This is a genomic window from Pseudomonas sp. NFPP28, assembly GCF_900115535.1.
GTDB lineage: Bacteria > Pseudomonadota > Gammaproteobacteria > Pseudomonadales > Pseudomonadaceae > Aquipseudomonas > Aquipseudomonas extremorientalis.
Window position 1 is genome coordinate 891,431 of sequence record NZ_FOWT01000001.1, and the last position, 17,948, is coordinate 909,378.

Here is a 17,948-nt window from a genome sequence, read left to right on the forward strand (position 1 = left end):
CCTTAAATTCATCGTTCCGAAGCAGGTCGCTGTGCGCCCTGCGAGAAAAAGCGCCGATGGCTGACCACCGGCATGCGCGCCCTTATCGACGCCTGTTCACTGCTATCGCGTTCGGCCAGCAACACCGCTTCGCCTTGATCCTGTTGTGTCAGCACGCGCCCCCAGGGGTCGACAATCGCCGCATGACCATAGGTTTCCCGCGGCCCCGGATGCACACCCCCCTGGGCGGCCGCCAGCAGATAGCACTGGGTCTCGATGGCCCGTGCACGAATCAGCACATCCCAGTGCGCGGCGCCGGTCACCGCGGTAAACGCCGACGGCGCTGTGATCAATTCAGCCCCCGCCGCGCGCAATTCGCTGTACAGCTCGGGGAAGCGCAGGTCGTAGCACACGGTCAGGCCCAATCGGCCGACCGGCGTATCCGCCACCACCACATTGCTCCCGAAAGCATAGTCGTCCGATTCGCGATAACGACCGCGAGCGTCGGCAACGTCCACATCGAACAGGTGCAGCTTGTCGTAACGGGCAACGATTTCGCCCTGATCATCGATCAGCAGCGAGCAGGCGTTGGACTTGGCGTGCGGTTGGTCCTTGGGCGGCAATGGCAAAGTACCGGCCACTATCCATAAGGTGAGGTCGCGAGCAGTCTGTTTCAACCATGGCAGGATCGGGCCTTCGCCCAGCGCCTCGGCGCGGCCGATATCGGCCACGTCACGACGGCCCATGGCGGCGAAGTTTTCCGGCAGTACCGCCAGCTTCGCACCACCAGCCGCCGCGTCTTCCAGCAAGCGACGGGCCTGGGCCAGGTTGGCCAGCACGTCGCTCTGGCTGACCATTTGAATTACCGCAAAGGACATGGGCCGACACTCCATAAAGGGCATGGGGCCATGCTACTCCACAGCCTCTCAGTTTGGCTTTTCAAATGGCTTGTCGAAGGTGATTTTCGGGTCCTTCCACGGGCCTTCGACCTTGTACTGGACACTGGCGAAGCGTGAAACACGGTCGCCGATCAGCTTGTCGATCAGGAACAACGCACCACCAATGGCCGGCGCACCCACGATCAACGCCGCGATCGGCAGGTTGTTGGTCACCGGCAGCGTTACCAGCAGCTTGGCATCGACGCGGTCAGCCACCAGGTCCAGTGTACCGTTGAGCTCGAGGTTGCTCGACGGCCCCGTCATGGTGATCGGTTCGCGGGTCACGAACACGCCATTGCTGGCGGCCAGCAGGCCTTTGACCCGGTCATAGCTCAAACCCTTGCCGAGCAGGTCCGAGAAATCCAGGCGCAACCGCCGCCCGATGGAGTTGAAGTTCAGCAGGCCGAATACCCGCAGGGCCTGGGCTCCGCCTTCCACTTCGACGAACTGGCCGTTGCGGAACGCCGCATCCAGGCTGCCGGAGAAACGCTTGGGCCCTACATAGGCCGGAGAACCAGGCCAACGTCCGTCCACATCCAGATGGAAATCCTGGCTGGTGACGGTCGGCGCATACCCCCACCCCTTGAGTACATCGCCAATATTCTTGCCGTCCAGGCGCCCCTTGTACCAGCTGCTGCTGTCTCCCGCCGCGCCCTCCCAGCCACCCGCCCCCTTGAGCTGCATACCCTTGAGACCCAGGTCCAGGTTGTTGAAGGCCAGGCCCTTGGCGGTCGGGCGGATTTTCAGCGACCAGGCGCCGATCAGGTCCGGGCCCTGGAACAATTGATCAATGGCGATATCCAGCGCCGGAATATCCTTGGGGTCGATGTTCGCCAAGGGGTCCGGCGCGTTTTCATCCGCCTGCACCGAAGGGTCTACCGCCGGCAGCTTCACATACTGCAGGTTGATCGCAATCGGTGCGCCCTTGGCGTCCGGCAGGTTGACCGAGCCCTTGGCCTGCTGGCTGTCGAGCTGCACGCCCCACGCTGCAGGCTTGCGGTCCAGTTGCAAATTGACTCGATCGAACTGCGTGCCGAAACCGGTCAGCTTGCCGATCTTGAAGTCAGCGCCGCTGAGCAATTGCTTGGCACTGCCGCCCGGGTCATTGCCCGCATAACGATCCACCAGTTTCTTCCACGGGTCGATATCCAGCTCCGACAGCACCCCACGAATGCGCAAGCCCTTGGCGCCCGGCAGCACAGCATCGCCATCACCGAGGAACAGCTCGCCGCGCCCGTCATTGAATTTGTCCGGCGGTGCAGCAAAGGTAAAGTTGGCCAGCTCGCCATAATCGAACCAATAGCGGCGCTCGGCGCCCTGCAAGGTCATGCGGAACACACTGTCACGCCCCTGGCTGGCCGGCATGCCGAACGGCGCCGGCAGGTCCACAGCCACGCCCTTGAGGTTGGAGCTGACCATCAGTTGGCTGTCGGCGCCATCCAGGGTCACCTGCAACTGGTACGGAATATCGCCGGATACCGGTAACGGCTGGCTGATTTTCAACCAGTCGGTCAGCCGCTTGACCGTAACCTGACCCTTGGCATTCACACGGGTGCTGATATTGCCCGGCTTGCCGTCGGCAACGATCTGCGCGGTGATCGGCCGATCAAACGCCTGGGCGGTGATGTTCTGGCCACTCAGGCCCTTGGCGCTGTCGAAACGGAACTCGCCCTTGAGCTGGGTCAGGTCCAGGGGCGGCTCGGCCAATTGCAGGCGCGCCTTGTCGGTCTTGAAGTCCACCACGATTTTCGGTTCGGCGCCCTTGGCCAACGGAATATCCAGGTCAAGGCCGCCTTGCAGGTCGCCCTCGCCCTTCCAGCCAGAAAAGGTCGATGCAGTACCGATCGGCGCTTCCTGAAGGATTTTCAGGCCATCGCCCAAGCCACCGGCAAAACCGCCCGTAAGCAGCAGATGACTGTCCTTGCCCGCAGGTGCATGGGGAATATTGACGTAGATGTCCTTGACCTTGGTATCGAGCAACTGGCCCTTGCTGGCCAGGATGCGCACACCGCTCTCCTCGACAAACACTTCGCCGTTGACCTTGCTCACGTGAGGCCAGCCCGGCTGGAACGCCAGCTCGGCATCATGCACCTTGAAGAACAGGCTGATATTGCGTGAAGCCGGCAGCGCATCGTGGTTCAACGACCCCTGATACTGGAAGAAGCCTTGATCCACCGCGCCCTTGAGAATCGCGGTACGCAGCCATTCATCCAGGGCGGGGCTCAACACCGCCGGCAGGTATTTGGGGGTGAAGCGCCCGTCGCCATCGACCATACCGACCCGCAGGTCCATGTAGTCTTCCTGGTTGTGGTCGAAATGCAGGCGGATCAGGAAGTCGGCGGCGATCTTGCCCTCCTCGCCCAGCACCTTGATGTACGGGGCGATCAGGGTGAAGCCTTCTTTGTCCAGCTTCCACGTCAGGCGTGCATTGGCCTGGAGGTACTGCCAGGGCTTGGCGAAGATCGGGTCGAGGTGCAGGGAAAAGTCCTTGCTGTCCATGCGCAACTCGCCCTGGCCCAGGTCGCCGCTGATGCTGCCGGATACGTTACGCGCAGCCGGTGCGCCGAAGTAGGCATCGAAGCCGATGCGTTCGAGGTTGGCGGCGAAGCTGACCTTCTTATCGGTCGTGTCCTGGGGACGGAAGTCCACCAGCACATTACGCAGCAGGCCAGTGGCCTTGAGGTGCTCGACCGTCTTGGCAAAACCTTCCGGCAGCGGCGCCAGCGCATTGAGCAATGGTGTGATAGGCGTCAGGTCCAGGCGGTCGGCCTGGAGCTTCCAGACTTCCAGGTCCTTGTCGGTGGCCAGGGTCTGCCGCAATTGCAGGCGGGATTCCCAGCGAGTCTCGCCCAGGCTCATCGCCAGCGAGTCGAACAGCACGCTGAGACCGGTGTCACTGCGTTGCAGGTAGGCCGTAAGCGCGAGGTTTTCGATGTGCACCGGCTTGCGCTCGGCGTATTGGCCCTTCACCTGTGGCGAGTTGAGGCGCACTACCGCACTCTGCACGGCACCATTGGCCCAGGTCAGCCAGAATTCGCCGCCCGCCTTGAACTGCGTGAGCTTCCACTGTTGAGTCAGCTTCGCCGGGATCCACCTGGCCCAGTCACTCTGGGGCAGGCTCAGATAAGCCTGGACTTCGCCGTCCTTCCACTGGCTGGCGCGGATGCGGGTGCGCAGGCTCATGGCGAGGGGCTGGCCATCGGGCAGGGTCAGGCGTGCATCCAGGCGTTGGCGGGTAACGCCGGTGTGCAGGTTCAGACCGACATACGTCAGGGTCACCGGCGCCTGGTCGAACGGTTGCAGTGTCACCTGGCTGTCGAGCAGTGACACGCGCTTGACCTTCTGCATGTTCGTGAGCAACTGCTCAGGGTCCAGCGGCTGATCGTCCTGAACCGGCAGGCCTTGCAAGGCCCACTTGCCGTCCTTGTCTTCCTTGACGCTGAGTTGCAGGCCACTGACTTGCAGGTGGGCAATCCGCACTTCGCGCGCCATCAGGCTGGCCCAGACATCGGGCACCACTTCGACCTGGTCCAGGCGCAAGGCACTGCTGCCCTCGCCCAGCATCACATCATGGGCCAGCAATACCGGCGCGAAGCCGCTCCAGCGGCCTTCGAGGCTGCCGATATGCAAAGGCATGTCCACGGCTGCCTGGGCCTTGGCTTCGACTTCGGCACGGTACTCGGCCACCAGCGGCGTCAATTCACGCCCCAGGCTCACGTACACCGCCGCCAATACCAGCGAAAAGGCGCAGAGGCCCAGCCCCCAACGGGTCAAAGCGGCAAAAAAGCGTATCAGACGCTCCATGTCAGGCGACCCTCAAGGCAGTAGTCGGACGGCAGATCAAGGCCTGCCTGTCTCATAAAAGGAAAGCGAATGGGGATCAGAGCAGCACCACGTCGTATTGTTCCTGGGAATACATGGTTTCAACCTGGAAGCGTATCGTGCGCCCGATAAATCCCTCCAGCTCGGCAACGTTGCCGGACTCTTCGTCCAGCAACCGGTCGACCACTTTCTGGTTGGCAAGCACTCTATAACCTTCGGCCTGGTAGGCACGCGCTTCACGCAGGATCTCGCGAAAAATCTCGTAGCAAACCGTTTCCGGGGTCTTCAACTTACCGCGCCCCTGGCAACTGCTGCACGGCTCGCACAGCACTTGCTCGAGGCTTTCTCGGGTGCGTTTGCGGGTCATCTGCACCAGGCCCAACTCGGTAATGCCGATAATGTTGGTCTTGGCGTGATCACGCTCCAGCTGTTTCTCGAGGGTCCGCAGCACCTGGCGCTGGTGCTCTTCGTCTTCCATGTCGATGAAGTCGATGATGATGATGCCACCCAGGTTGCGCAGACGCAGTTGGCGAGCAATCGCGGTAGCCGCTTCGAGGTTGGTCTTGAAGATGGTTTCTTCGAGGTTGCGATGGCCCACGAACGCACCGGTGTTGACGTCGATGGTGGTCATGGCTTCCGCCGGGTCCACCACCAGGTAGCCGCCAGACTTGAGCGGCACCTTGCGTTCCAGGGCTTTCTGGATTTCGTCTTCGACGCCATACAGGTCGAAGATCGGTCGCTCGCCGGGGTAGTGTTCCAGGCGGTCGGCAATTTCCGGCATCAGTTCGGCGACGAATTGCGTGGTGCGCTGGAAGGTTTCCCGCGAGTCGATGCGAATTTTCTCAATCTTCGGGCTGACCAGGTCGCGCAGTGTGCGCAGGGCCAGGCCCAGGTCTTCATAAATGACGCTGGGCGCACCGATGGTCTTGATCTGGGCGTCGATCTGGTCCCACAGACGCCGCAGGTAGCGGATGTCCATGAGGATTTCATCGGCGCCGGCGCCCTCGGCAGCGGTGCGCAGAATAAAGCCGCCCGCCTCCTTGATGCCTTCGGCGGCTACGCAATCGCTGACCACCTTCTTCAGGCGCTCACGCTCGGCTTCATCTTCGATCTTCAAGGAAATGCCGACATGCGCCGTACGCGGCATGTACACCAGGTAACGCGACGGGATCGACAACTGCGTGGTCAGCCGCGCGCCCTTGGAACCGATGGGGTCCTTGGTGACTTGCACCACCAGGCTCTGCCCTTCGTGCACCAGCGCACTGATGCTTTCCACGGCCGGGCCTTCGCGCAGGGAAATTTCCGAGGCATGGATAAATGCCGCACGGTCCAGGCCGATATCGACGAATGCCGCTTGCATCCCCGGCAGTACACGCACCACCTTGCCTTTGTAGATATTGCCGACGATCCCGCGCTTCTGGGTGCGCTCAACATGGACTTCTTGCAGAACACCGTTCTCTACCACCGCCACGCGCGATTCCATCGGCGTGATATTGATCAGAATCTCTTCACTCATGGCTGGGTCTCGTTCAGGCGTTTTCACAATAGTGACCGATCGCTAAAGGCTGGGCGCTGGAGAACGGCGATCAGCGCGCGGTAAGATTTTGCCAACAGGGTATGCCGAATTGATGGAGCAGTTGTGCGGTTTCGCACACTGGCAGGCCGACGACCGCCGAATAACTGCCATTGAGCCCGGCTGCAAACACCGAGCCCAGGCCTTGGATAGCATAGCCGCCCGCCTTGTCCTGGGGTTCGCCACTGTGCCAGTAGGTTGTAGCCTCCTCGACAGAAATGTCGCGAAAACGTACACGACTGCTTACACAAATACACTCGCAGCGCTGGCCGTCGGTGAGGGCAATGGCGGTGAGCACCTCGTGCTCACGCCCCGACAACGCCATCAACATCGCCAAGGCGTCGGCCTGGTCAACGGGCTTACCGAGGATCTGACCATCAACGATCACAGCCGTATCAGCCCCCAGCACACAGGCGCCAGACGTATTTGAGAGCACAGCAAAACCCGCCGCAGCCTTACCGCGCGCCAGGCGCTCGACGTAGGAAACGGCGGATTCATTTGTAAGAGGGGTTTCATCAATAGCGGCGCTGACCACGGTGAAGGGCACACCGATCTGGGTCAACAGTTCACGCCGCCTCGGAGAGCCCGAGGCCAGGTAAAGCGAATTCATTGCAGACTCTCCCTGTAGGGCTCGATAACCAGGCAGAGCCTCGCAATCCATTCAATTGATTTTGTAGCGACGACGCAACCCACGCAGACCGAAGCTGACCCATGGCCACAGCAACGCACTGACCAGGGCCGGCAGCACCAACGCAAGGGTGGGCTGGCGGTTACCGGTCAAGGCACTGAGCCACAGCTGAACCAGTTGTGCCAGGCCGAAGATCACCAGGATCACCAGGCACTGTTGCCACATCGGGAACATGCGCAAACGCTGCTGCAACGACAGCACCAGGAAAGTGATCAACGTCAGGATCAACGCGTTCTGGCCCAGCAAGGTGCCATAGAGCACATCTTCCGCCAAGCCCAGGAACATTGCCGTGACCATGCCGACTTTGTGCGGCAGGTTCAGCGCCCAGAACGCCAGCAGCAACGCCAGCCAGAGCGGGCGCAGGATTTCCATGAACTGTGGCAGCGGCGAAACGCTGAGCAACAGGCCGATGGCAAAGGTCAGCCAGACGATCCAACCGTTACGCGAATGAGTACCGGCCATTATTCTTCCCTCTGCCGCGTGGTGGTCGCAGCGGCCGCTGGAGGCTTGGCTGCAGGCGTGGCGGCCGGTGGCTTGGTCGCCGCCGGTTTGGCCGGGCGAGCGTTGTGGGCGGCCGGCTTGACCGGCGTGGCCACAGGCGCGGCCGGGGCAGCGGCGGGTGCGGGCGGCCCCACGAATGCAGGCTTGGGCACCGTCGCAGGAACGATCGGCGCGATGCCGTTTCGCTTATCTTCTGCTTCCTGGGCCTGGGCGGCGTCGTTGGCGCGCTCTTCCGGGGTGCGGTTGTCGCTGAATACCAGCAGCAGGTAGCGGCTGCGGTTCAGGGCTGCAGTCGGCACGGCACGCACAATGGCAAATGGCTGGCCGGAATCGTGGATCACTTCCTTGACCGTCGCCACCGGGTAGCCGGCCGGGAAACGCTGACCGAGGCCGGAACTGACCAGCAGGTCGCCTTCCTTGATGTCGGCAGTGTCGGCCACATGACGCAACTCCAGGCGCTCGGGGTTGCCGGTACCGCTGGCAATCGCGCGCAGGCCGTTGCGGTTTACCTGCACCGGGATGCTGTGGGTAGTGTCCGTCAGCAACAACACCCGCGAGGTGTAAGGCATCAGCTCGACCACTTGGCCCATCAGGCCACGGGCGTCGAGCACCGGCTGGCCGAGGACCACACCGTCGCGCTCACCCTTGTTGATGATGATGCGATGGGTGAAGGGGTTGGGGTCCATGCCGATCAACTCGGCCACTTCGACCTTTTCATTGACCAGTGCGGAAGAATTGAGCAACTCGCGCAGCCGAACGTTCTGCTCGGTGAGGGCCGCCAGCTTCTGCATGCGCCCCTGCAACAGCAGGTTTTCGGTCTTGAGTTTTTCGTTCTCGGCGACGAGCTCGGTGCGGCTGCCGAACTGGCTGGCCACGCCCTGGAACAGACGTTGCGGCAGGTCGGTGATCCAGTAGGTCTGCATCAACACCAGCGACATCTGGCTGCGCACGGGTTTGAGCAGTGCAAAGCGGGCATCGACCACCATCAGCGCGACCGAAAGCACGACCAGCACCAACAGGCGCACGCCCAATGAGGGGCCTTTGGCGAAAAGCGGTTTAATAAGCCGCTCCTCCCAGGCAAATGTTCTCTTTATTCATACGGCATCTAACCGGCCTGGATGCAGATTGAAGAAGATAAACGCCAACAGGCAGCACTGCAAAGTGCTGCCTGCGGGCGAAACATGGGCTCATCAGCAAAGGCTTATTCGCTGGAAAGCAGGTCCATGGTGTGTTTATCCATCATTTCCAGTGCACGACCACCACCGCGAGCAACACAGGTCAGCGGGTCTTCGGCGACGATCACCGGCAGGCCGGTTTCCTGGGCCAGCAACTTGTCGAGGTCACGCAGCAAGGCGCCACCACCGGTCAGCACCAGGCCACGCTCGGCGATGTCGGAAGCCAGTTCCGGCGGCGATTGCTCCAGGGCACTCTTCACGGCCTGAACGATGGTCGCCAGGGACTCCTGCAGAGCCTCCAGCACTTCATTGGAGTTCAGGGTGAAGGCACGTGGCACGCCTTCGGCCAGGTTGCGACCGCGCACGTCGACTTCGCGTACTTCGCCGCCTGGATAGGCGGTGCCGATTTCCTGCTTGATGCGCTCTGCGGTGGATTCGCCGATCAGGCTGCCGTAGTTACGGCGCACATAAGTGATGATCGCTTCGTCGAAGCGGTCGCCGCCTACACGAACGGACTCGGCATACACCACACCGTTCAGGGAAATCAGGGCGATTTCAGTGGTACCACCACCGATATCCACCACCATCGAACCGCGCGCTTCTTCAACCGGCAGGCCGGCACCGATCGCAGCAGCCATTGGCTCTTCGATCAGGAACACTTCACGGGCACCGGCACCGAGGGCCGATTCACGGATGGCACGACGCTCAACCTGGGTGGACTTGCATGGAACACAGATCAGCACACGAGGGCTGGGCTGCAGGAAACTGTTTTCGTGAACCTTGTTGATGAAGTACTGCAGCATCTTCTCGCAGACACTGAAGTCGGCGATCACGCCGTCTTTCATCGGACGAATGGCAGCAATATTGCCTGGTGTACGGCCGAGCATGCGCTTGGCCTCGGTGCCGACGGCAACGACACTTTTCTGATTACCATGGGTCCGAATGGCCACAACCGATGGCTCATTCAGGACAATACCGCGCTCGCGCACGTAAATAAGGGTGTTGGCAGTGCCCAGGTCAATGGAAAGATCGCTGGAAAACATGCCACGCAGTTTCTTGAACATGGGAAAGGGACCCTAGGCAACGCGTGGGTAAAAAAGTGCGGCAAACTCTAACAACGACAGGGATTTTGGGCAAGGCGCCAATGTGCTAAATTGGCCGACTTTCTGTGCACCTAACCCCACAATCGCGGCCGTAAGACCGTAGAAATGCGGTAGTGTTCCGACAATCTAACACACGGACAGCCTCCGTTCTGTTTTCCACTGGAGATTCCCATGACGCTTGAACGCTCCGACGTGGAAAAAATCGCTCATTTGGCCTGCCTGGGCCTCAATGAAGTCGATCTTCCACAGACCACCGCCGCCCTGAACAGCATTCTCGGGCTGGTCGACCAAATGCAGGCCGTGAATACCGACGGCATCGAGCCCCTGGCTCACCCACTGGAAGCCAGCCAGCGCCTGCGCGCTGACGTCGTGACCGAGAGTAATAATCGCGAGGCCTACCAGTCCATCGCGCCAGCGGTCGAAAACGGCCTGTACCTGGTTCCGAAAGTCATCGACTAAAGGGAAAGAGCCTGCAATGCATCACATGACTCTGGCCGAGATCGCCCGCGGTCTCGCCGACAAAAAGTTTTCTTCCGAAGAGCTGACCAAGACCCTGCTGGCGCGTATCGCCGAGCACGACCCGAAGGTCAACAGCTTCATCAGCCTCACCGAAGAGCTGGCCTTGAGCCAGGCCAAGGCCGCCGACGCACGTCGCGCCAACGGTGAAAACGGCCCACTGCTGGGCGCGCCGATTGCCCACAAAGACCTGTTCTGCACCCAGGGCATTCGCACCAGCTGCGGCTCGAAGATGCTCGACAACTTTAAAGCCCCCTACGACGCCACCGTGGTGTCCAAGCTGGCTGCCGCCGGGGCCGTGACCCTGGGCAAGACCAACATGGACGAATTCGCCATGGGTTCGGCCAACGAGTCGAGCTACTACGGCGCGGTGAAAAACCCGTGGAACCTGGAGCACGTGCCCGGCGGTTCGTCCGGTGGTTCGGCAGCAGCCGTCGCCGCGCGCTTCCTGCCGGCCGCCACGGCCACCGACACCGGTGGTTCGATCCGCCAGCCTGCCGCGTTCACCAACCTCACCGGCCTGAAGCCGACCTACGGTCGCGTTTCCCGCTGGGGCATGATCGCCTACGCGTCCAGCCTCGATCAGGGCGGCCCCCTGGCTCGCACCGCCGAAGACTGCGCGATATTGTTACAAGGCATGGCCGGTTTCGATAAACAGGACTCCACCAGCATCGATGAGCCCGTGCCGGACTACAGCGCCAGCCTGAACACCTCGCTCAAGGGCCTGCGCATCGGCGTGCCGAAGGAATACTTCAGCGCCGGCCTCGACCCGCGCATCGCCGAGCTGGTGCACAACAGCGTCAAGACGCTGGAAGGCCTCGGCGCGGTGATCAAGGAGATCAGCCTGCCGAACAACCAGCACGCGATTCCTGCGTACTACGTGATCGCGCCGGCAGAGGCCTCCTCCAACCTGTCGCGTTTCGACGGCGTGCGCTTCGGCTACCGCTGCGAAAACCCGAAAGACCTCACCGACCTGTACAAACGTTCCCGTGGCGAAGGCTTCGGCGCCGAAGTGCAGCGCCGCATCATGGTCGGCGCCTACGCCCTGTCGGCCGGTTACTACGACGCGTACTACCTGAAGGCGCAGAAAATCCGTCGCCTGGTGAAGAACGACTTCATGGCCGCCTTTGAACACGTCGACGTGATCCTCGGCCCAACCACGCCGAACCCGGCCTGGAAACTCGGCGCCAAGAACGGCGACCCGGTGGCTGCGTACCTCGAAGACCTGTACACCATCACCGCCAACCTCGCGGGCCTGCCGGGCTTGTCCATGCCCGCCGGTTTCGTCGATGGCCTGCCGGTCGGTGTGCAATTGCTCGCCCCGTATTTCCAGGAAGGCCGCCTGCTCAATGTGGCGCACCAGTACCAGTTGAACACTGACTGGCACACTCGCACCCCTACCGGCTTCTGAGGAGAACACTATGCAATGGGAAGTCGTGATCGGGCTGGAGATTCATACCCAGCTCGCCACCCAATCGAAGATTTTCTCCGGTAGCGCCACCACGTTCGGCTCCGAGCCCAACACCCAGGCCAGCCTGGTCGACCTGGGCATGCCCGGCGTGCTGCCGGTGTTGAACCAGGAAGCGGTGCGCATGGCGGTGATGTTCGGCCTGGCGATTGACGCCGAAATCGGCCAGCACAACGTGTTCGCGCGCAAGAACTACTTCTACCCGGACCTGCCCAAGGGCTACCAGATCAGCCAGATGGAATTGCCGATCGTCGGCAAGGGCCACCTGGACATCCCGCTGGAAGACGGCACCATCAAGCGCGTCGGCGTGACCCGTGCGCACCTGGAAGAAGACGCCGGCAAGAGCCTGCACGAAGAATTCCCCGGCGCGACCGGTATCGACCTGAACCGTGCCGGCACGCCGCTGCTGGAGATCGTGTCCGAGCCGGACATGCGCAGCGCCAAGGAAGCCGTGGCCTACGTCAAGACCATCCACGCGTTGGTGCGCTACCTGGGCATCTGCGACGGCAACATGGCCGAAGGCTCGCTGCGTTGCGACTGCAACGTGTCGATCCGTCCAAAGGGCCAGGTTGAGTTTGGCACTCGCTGCGAGATCAAGAACGTCAACTCGTTCCGCTTCATCGAGAAAGCGATCAACAGCGAAGTGCGTCGCCAGATCGAGCTGATCGAAGACGGCGGCAAGGTCATCCAGCAAACCCGCCTGTACGACCCGAACAAAGACGAAACCCGCGCCATGCGCAGCAAAGAGGAAGCCAACGACTACCGTTACTTCCCCGATCCGGACCTGTTGCCGGTGGTGCTGGAGGACTCGTTCCTCAACGAGATCCGCGCCACCCTGCCGGAACTGCCGCAGCAGAAACGCGAGCGCTTCCAGGAACAGTTCGGCCTGTCGGTCTACGATGCGAGCGTCCTGGCGTCCAGCCGCGAGCAAGCCAACTACTTCGAAAAAGTCGTGAGCATTGCCGGTGACGCCAAGCTGGCGGCCAACTGGGTGATGGTTGAGCTGGGCAGCCTGTTGAACAAGCAGGGCCTGGAAATCGACGAGGCCCCGGTCAGCGCCGAGCAACTGGGCGGCATGCTGCTGCGCATCAAGGACAACACCATCTCCGGCAAAATCGCCAAGACCGTGTTCGAAGCCATGGCCGGCGGCGAAGGCAGCGCCGACGAGATCATCGAGAAGCGCGGCCTCAAGCAAGTCACCGACAGCGGCGCGATCTCGGCCGTGCTGGATGAAATGCTCGCGGCCAACGCCGAGCAGGTCGAACAATACCGTGCGGCAGACGAAGCCAAGCGCGGCAAGATGTTCGGCTTCTTTGTGGGCCAGGCGATGAAAGCCTCCAAAGGCAAGGCCAACCCGCAACAGGTGAACGAATTGCTGAAAAGCAAACTCGAAGGCTGACAGCGGTGAAGAGACCGAGTGAGACCTCATGCTCAACTCGGCCTACTGTGGGAGGGGGCTTGCCCCCGATGAGGGTGTATCAGCCAGCAATTCTATTGACTGACGCGCCGCTATCTGGGCAAGCCCCCTCCCACATTCAATAGGGGGATAACCTGGAAATGAAGCGTCTACTCGGCCTCCTGGCCCTGTTCTCCCTGTTGGCCGGCTGCGCCAGCGGCCTCATCGACCCCAACGGCTACGACGAAACCGGCACTGCGTCCTACTACGGCGCCAAACACCACGGCAAAAAAACTGCCAGCGGTGAACCCTTCAACCAGAACGCCCTGACCGCCGCCCACCGGCGCCTGCCCTTCGGCACGCAGGTCAAGGTCACCAATCTCGACAACGACCGATCCGTGGTTGTCCGCATCAATGATCGCGGCCCGCATACACGTGGGCGCTTGATCGATCTTTCACGCAAGGCCGCCCAACAGCTGGGTATGATCGGCAGCGGTACGGCGCGAGTTCGCGTGCAAGCCCTGAGCAATTGAAAACGGAGCCCTGGCCATTTTCGGATTAACCGCCCTCTCGCCCTGGAGCCTGCTGGAATTGGTCAGCGGCCTGGTGCTGCTGATCCTCGGTGCCGAAATCCTGGTGCGTGCCGCCATGCGCCTGGCCGCCAGCCTCAAGGTGCGGCCACTGATCATCGGCCTGACCATCGTCGCCTTCGGCAGCAGCGCACCGCAAATGACCGTCAGCCTGCAAGCCACCCTGGCCGGCAATACCGATATCGCCGTGGGCAGCGTGATCGGCAGCAGCATCTTCAACATCCTGGTGACCCTGGGCCTGTCGGCGCTGATTATTCCGCTGCGGGTCTCACGCCAGTTGGTGCGCCTGGACATCCCCGTGATGATCCTGGCCGGGCTGCTGGTGTTCACCCTGGCGGCCAACGAAGAACTCACGCCCATCGACGGCCTGGTGCTGCTTGTTGCCCTGCTCGCTTACCTCGGCGTATTGCACTACCAGACGCGCCACTCCCGCCGCCCGCGCACCCTGGACACAGTGGCCAGGGCGCCCTGGCTGAGCAGCGTGCTGCTGATGATCGGTGGTTTTCTGATCCTGGTGCTGGCCGGGCATTTGCTGTTGGGCGCGGCGGTGGATGTGGCGAGCGACCTGGGCCTGTCGGAACGTGTGATCGGGCTGACCTTGATCGGTGTCGGCACCTCCCTGCCCTGCCTGGCGACGTCGCTGATCGCCGCCTTGCGCGGCGAACGGGACATTGCCGTGGGTAACGTGATCGGCAGCAACCTGTTCAACCTGCTCGGCGTGTTGGGCCTGACTGCCCTGCTCGCCCCGTCTCCGCTGTCGGTGTCGCCCAATGCCCTGGATTTCGACCTGCCGGTGATGCTCGGCGTGGTGGTGCTGTGCCTGCCGGTGTTCTACACCGGTTACCGCGTGACCCGCGCCGAAGGCCTGGTGCTGCTGGGCCTGTATCTGGCGTACGGGCTGCACGTGATGGCGTTCACCACGGGCATGCCCCTGGCCAACAAGCTTGAACAACTGATGCTGTATTACGTCCTGCCAGTGCTGGTGGCTTTCCTGTTGTTCAGCACACTGCAAGCCTGGCGCCGCCAACACAAGAGGGAACCGCAATGACCGATCAGAAGAAGCCCGGGGTACAAATGCGCCGCCAGGTCATGGGCGATGCGTTCGTCGACCGCGCCCTGGGCAATGCCACCGAGTTCAGCCAGCCGTTGCAGGATTTCGTCAACGAACATGCCTGGGGCAGCGTATGGAACCGCGAAGGGTTGCCGCTGAAGACCCGCAGCCTGATCACCCTCGCCGCCCTGACCGCGCTCAAGTGCCCGCAGGAATTGAAGGGCCACGTGCGCGGCGCACTGAACAACGGTTGTACCGTGGAAGAGATTCGCGAAGCGCTGCTGCATTGTGCGGTGTATGCCGGTGTGCCGGCGGCGATTGATGCGTTCCGTGCCGCCCAGGAAGTGATCGACGCGTATCAGACCGATCAGCAGTGACGGTCAGATAGCTATCGGGGGCAAGCCCCCTCCCACTTTGACTGTGCTCTCCCGTCCAATGTGGGAGGGGGCTTGCCCCCGATTGGCCCTCACAGGCACCCGAGCGTTCAGATCCAACCACCCGCCTGCAACACAAAGATCCCGATATTCGTGGTCACCGCCGCCATCAAGGTGGTGATCACGATAATCGCTGCCGCCAGTTCATGGTTACCCTCCGCCGCCCTGGCCATCACAAAGCTCGCCGCGGCGGTCGGTGCGCCGAAGTACAGGAACAGAATCCCCAACTCCGGCCCGCGAAAGCCCAGCAGCCAGGCGCCCAGGGTGGCGACCACCGGCAGCCAGACCATCTTCATCAGGCTTGCGCTCAATGCCATGTTGCCGCTCTTGCGCAACGCCGCCAGTGACAAGGTGCCGCCGATGCAGATCAATGCCAGCGGCAAGGTAGTGTCCGCCAGGTACTGCATGGATTTTTCCAGCCAACCGGGCAGGCCGATCTGGAAATAGGCGAACGGCGCCGCCGCGATCACGCTGATGATCAACGGATTGGCCAGTACACTCTTGCAGATGCTCCACGGGTCGGACTTGATCACCGGGCTGTACACCGCCAGCACGATGGTCGACAGCGTGTTGTAGAACAGGATCACCAGCGCTGCGAGGATCGCGCCGAGGGAGATGCCGTAGTCACCGTACATGCTGGCGGCCAGCGCCAGGCCAATCACGCCGTTATTACCGCGAAACGCCCCCTGGGTGTAGATGCCCCGGTCTTCACGCGGGCAACGAAAGATCGCCCAGCCCCAGGCCAGGGCAAAGCTGAGCAAGGTGGCGACGGCAAAATAGATCAGCAAGCCCGGCTTGAGTGCCGAATGCAGGTCGGCATGCAGGATGCCGAGGAACAGCAGCGCCGGCATGGTGACGTTGAACACCAGGGACGAGGCCGTGTGGATGAAGTTGTCGTTGATCCAGTTGATGCGCTTGAGCAGCACACCGAGGAACAGCATGGCAAACACCGGCGCGGTGATGGTGAGGGTGGAGAGGAAAATTGCCAGCATGCCGGGGAGAACCTTGGTGAGCGTCGTTAGGTGGCTAATGATAAGCCAGTGTAGGCCGCTTCGTCTGGTCTACCGCTATCGGGGCAAGCCCCCTCCCACCTCTGACGGTGCTCACCGTTCAAAATGTGGGAGGGGGCTTGCCCCCGATGCAGGCGACTCGGTCTCAGGTAATAGGCGCCGGGTTAAACAAGGTGATGTCGTTATGCAGCTTGTGGTGTTCCGCCCATGTCTGCTTCTTGCCGCTGGCCACATCCAGGTAGAAGTGAAACAGCTCCCAGCCCAACTCCTCGATAGTCGCACGCCCGGTGGCAATGCGCCCGGCGTCGATATCGATCAGGTCCGGCCAGCGCTGCGCCAGCTCAGTACGCGTCGACACCTTCACCACCGGCGCCATCGCCAGGCCGTACGGCGTGCCACGCCCGGTGGTGAATACGTGCAGGTTCATCCCCGCCGCCAGTTGCAAGGTGCCACACACAAAGTCACTGGCCGGCGTTGCGCAAAAGATCAGGCCCTTGCCCTTGAAACGCTCACCCGGACCAAGCACACCGTTGATCGCGCTGCTGCCGGACTTGACGATGGAACCCAGGGACTTCTCGACGATGTTCGACAACCCGCCCTTCTTGTTGCCCGGCGTGGTGTTGGCACTGCGATCCGCCTCGCCCTTGGCCAGGTAACGGTCGTACCAATCCATTTCCCGGACCAGCTCCTGGGCAACTTCCTTCGTCTCTGCACGCGAAGTCAGCAAGTAGATGGCATCCCGTACTTCAGTGACCTCGGAAAACATCACCGTCGCCCCGGCCCGCAGCAGCAAGTCCGAGGCATAGCCCAGCGCCGGGTTGGCGGTGATGCCAGAGAACGCATCACTGCCGCCGCACTGCATGCCCAGGATCAGCTCGGACACCGGCACCGTTTCGCGACGGCGCTGGTCAAGCTTCTTCAAGCGCACCTCCGCCAGCTCCATGATCTGCTCGATCATCTCGGTAAACCCGTGGCTGGAGTCCTGCAGGCGATACAGCCAGGGCTCACTCAGGTCCACCGAGCTGTCGTTGTCGTGCATCACCTGCCCGGCCTGCAATTTCTCGCAGCCCAGGCTGATCACCAGGGCCTCGCCCCCCAGGTTCGGGTTGCGCGCCAGATTGCGCACGGTGCGGATCGGGATGTAGGCGTCCGTGGCGGTAATCGCCACGCCACAGCCGTAGCTGTGGGTCAGCGCCACCACGTCATCGACATGCGGGTACCTGGGCAGCAATTCATCCTTGATGCGCTTGACCGCATGGTCCAGCACGCCCGTGACGCACTGCACCGTGGTGGTGATGCCGAGAATATTGCGCGTACCCACAGTGCCGTCGGCGTTGCGATACCCCTCGAAGGTAAAGCCCTCCAGTGGCGCCTGGGTTTCAGGCACCTCGGTGGACAGCGGCAAGCTGTCCAGCGGCGGCGCGGTGGGCATGCGCAGTTGATCTTCCTGCACCCAACTGCCGCGTGGAATCGGCGCCAGGGCGTAACCGATGGTCTGGCCGTAGCGAATGATCTGGCCACCTTCGGGGATATCTTCCAGGGTCACTTTGTGGCTCTGGGGGATGAAATCCACGGTCACCAGGCCGTCCGGGAACTCGGTCCCGGCCGGGACGCCCTGGTCATTGACCACGATCACCACGTTGTCGCGCTCGTGCAAACGAATCGAGCGCGGCGAGTCGGCATGTTCAATCAACTGCATTACAT

The 17,948-nt window shown here is 62.0% G+C and carries 15 protein-coding genes; 6 read left to right on the forward strand and 9 right to left on the reverse strand.

Going from position 1 to position 17,948, the window contains the following annotated elements; genetic code table 11:
* Positions 1-8: 8 nt before the first annotated feature.
* From BM110_RS04225 to mreB, 7 genes are all read right to left on the reverse strand, one after another.
* Complete coding sequence (locus tag BM110_RS04225) at positions 9-857, reverse strand: carbon-nitrogen hydrolase family protein (RefSeq protein WP_071491143.1); 849 nt, start codon at positions 855-857, stop codon at positions 9-11.
* A gap of 48 nt (positions 858-905) precedes the next feature.
* Positions 906-4,721 (reverse strand): YhdP family protein, encoded by a 3,816-nt coding sequence (locus BM110_RS04230; protein WP_093512486.1) that lies wholly within the window; start codon positions 4,719-4,721, stop codon positions 906-908.
* A 76-nt stretch (positions 4,722-4,797) separates the two neighbouring features.
* Entirely contained in the window at positions 4,798-6,255 is a 1,458-nt protein-coding gene (rng, locus tag BM110_RS04235) for a ribonuclease G (RefSeq protein ID WP_071491141.1), read from the reverse strand.
* Positions 6,256-6,325: 70 nt separating this feature from the next.
* Positions 6,326-6,922, reverse strand: a complete 597-nt coding sequence (locus BM110_RS04240; protein WP_071491140.1) for a Maf family protein — start codon at positions 6,920-6,922, stop codon at positions 6,326-6,328.
* Between the two features lie 51 nt (positions 6,923-6,973).
* Positions 6,974-7,462, reverse strand: a complete 489-nt coding sequence (mreD, locus tag BM110_RS04245; RefSeq protein ID WP_071491139.1) for a rod shape-determining protein MreD — start codon at positions 7,460-7,462, stop codon at positions 6,974-6,976.
* On the reverse strand, positions 7,462-8,562 hold the full coding sequence (mreC, locus tag BM110_RS04250) for a rod shape-determining protein MreC (protein ID WP_083351538.1): 1,101 nt from the start codon (positions 8,560-8,562) through the stop codon (positions 7,462-7,464). The genes mreD and mreC overlap by 1 nt, the downstream gene beginning before the upstream one ends.
* Positions 8,563-8,702: 140 nt before the next feature.
* Positions 8,703-9,740 carry a rod shape-determining protein MreB gene (gene mreB, locus BM110_RS04255; protein ID WP_002555108.1) on the reverse strand — a complete coding sequence of 346 codons (1,038 nt, stop codon included), beginning with the start codon at positions 9,738-9,740 and terminating at the stop codon, positions 8,703-8,705.
* A 210-nt stretch (positions 9,741-9,950) separates the two neighbouring features.
* Between mreB and gatC the strand changes: the two genes are divergently transcribed.
* The 6 genes from gatC to BM110_RS04285 all read left to right on the forward strand — a co-directional run bounded on the left by gatC (position 9,951) and on the right by BM110_RS04285 (position 15,177).
* On the forward strand, positions 9,951-10,238 hold the full coding sequence (gatC, locus tag BM110_RS04260) for an Asp-tRNA(Asn)/Glu-tRNA(Gln) amidotransferase subunit GatC (RefSeq protein ID WP_071491137.1): 288 nt from the start codon (positions 9,951-9,953) through the stop codon (positions 10,236-10,238).
* Positions 10,239-10,254: 16 nt separating this feature from the next.
* Positions 10,255-11,706, forward strand: a complete 1,452-nt coding sequence (gatA, locus tag BM110_RS04265; protein WP_071491136.1) for an Asp-tRNA(Asn)/Glu-tRNA(Gln) amidotransferase subunit GatA — start codon at positions 10,255-10,257, stop codon at positions 11,704-11,706.
* Positions 11,707-11,716: 10 nt separating this feature from the next.
* Positions 11,717-13,162, forward strand: coding sequence for an Asp-tRNA(Asn)/Glu-tRNA(Gln) amidotransferase subunit GatB (gatB, locus tag BM110_RS04270; RefSeq protein ID WP_092240726.1), 1,446 nt, complete (start codon positions 11,717-11,719; stop codon positions 13,160-13,162).
* A gap of 158 nt (positions 13,163-13,320) precedes the next feature.
* On the forward strand, positions 13,321-13,692 hold the full coding sequence (locus tag BM110_RS04275; protein WP_071491134.1) for a septal ring lytic transglycosylase RlpA family protein: 372 nt from the start codon (positions 13,321-13,323) through the stop codon (positions 13,690-13,692).
* 58 nt (positions 13,693-13,750) lie between these two features.
* A complete protein-coding gene (locus BM110_RS04280; protein WP_093512489.1) occupies positions 13,751-14,797 on the forward strand; it encodes a calcium/sodium antiporter in 1,047 nt (348 codons plus the stop codon).
* On the forward strand, positions 14,794-15,177 hold the full coding sequence (locus BM110_RS04285; protein ID WP_092240723.1) for a carboxymuconolactone decarboxylase family protein: 384 nt from the start codon (positions 14,794-14,796) through the stop codon (positions 15,175-15,177). Before BM110_RS04280 ends, BM110_RS04285 begins: the two co-directional genes overlap by 4 nt.
* Positions 15,178-15,284: 107 nt before the next feature.
* Here BM110_RS04285 and BM110_RS04290 read toward each other — a convergent pair whose 3' ends face one another.
* Together BM110_RS04290 and garD are read right to left on the reverse strand one after the other, a co-directional pair.
* Positions 15,285-16,226, reverse strand: coding sequence for an AEC family transporter (locus tag BM110_RS04290; RefSeq protein ID WP_092240722.1), 942 nt, complete (start codon positions 16,224-16,226; stop codon positions 15,285-15,287).
* Between the two features lie 163 nt (positions 16,227-16,389).
* The gene (gene garD, locus BM110_RS04295) at positions 16,390-17,943 is read right to left on the reverse strand and encodes a galactarate dehydratase (RefSeq protein ID WP_093512491.1); all 1,554 of its coding nucleotides are present in this window, start codon (positions 17,941-17,943) and stop codon (positions 16,390-16,392) included.
* Positions 17,944-17,948 lie beyond the last annotated feature (5 nt).

Coding starts and splice junctions, on each gene's coding strand:
- BM110_RS04230 (WP_093512486.1), bottom strand. CDS start 4,721: ATGGAGCGTCTGATACGCTTTTTTGCCGCTTTGACCCGTTGGGGGCTG.
- BM110_RS04240 (WP_071491140.1), bottom strand. CDS start 6,922: ATGAATTCGCTTTACCTGGCCTCGGGCTCTCCGAGGCGGCGTGAACTG.
- BM110_RS04285 (WP_092240723.1), top strand. CDS start 14,794: ATGACCGATCAGAAGAAGCCCGGGGTACAAATGCGCCGCCAGGTCATG.
- BM110_RS04225 (WP_071491143.1), bottom strand. CDS start 857: ATGTCCTTTGCGGTAATTCAAATGGTCAGCCAGAGCGACGTGCTGGCC.
- gatB (WP_092240726.1), top strand. CDS start 11,717: ATGCAATGGGAAGTCGTGATCGGGCTGGAGATTCATACCCAGCTCGCC.
- garD (WP_093512491.1), bottom strand. CDS start 17,943: ATGCAGTTGATTGAACATGCCGACTCGCCGCGCTCGATTCGTTTGCAC.
- BM110_RS04290 (WP_092240722.1), bottom strand. CDS start 16,226: ATGCTGGCAATTTTCCTCTCCACCCTCACCATCACCGCGCCGGTGTTT.
- mreD (WP_071491139.1), bottom strand. CDS start 7,462: ATGGCCGGTACTCATTCGCGTAACGGTTGGATCGTCTGGCTGACCTTT.
- rng (WP_071491141.1), bottom strand. CDS start 6,255: ATGAGTGAAGAGATTCTGATCAATATCACGCCGATGGAATCGCGCGTG.
- BM110_RS04275 (WP_071491134.1), top strand. CDS start 13,321: ATGAAGCGTCTACTCGGCCTCCTGGCCCTGTTCTCCCTGTTGGCCGGC.
- gatC (WP_071491137.1), top strand. CDS start 9,951: ATGACGCTTGAACGCTCCGACGTGGAAAAAATCGCTCATTTGGCCTGC.
- mreB (WP_002555108.1), bottom strand. CDS start 9,740: ATGTTCAAGAAACTGCGTGGCATGTTTTCCAGCGATCTTTCCATTGAC.
- gatA (WP_071491136.1), top strand. CDS start 10,255: ATGCATCACATGACTCTGGCCGAGATCGCCCGCGGTCTCGCCGACAAA.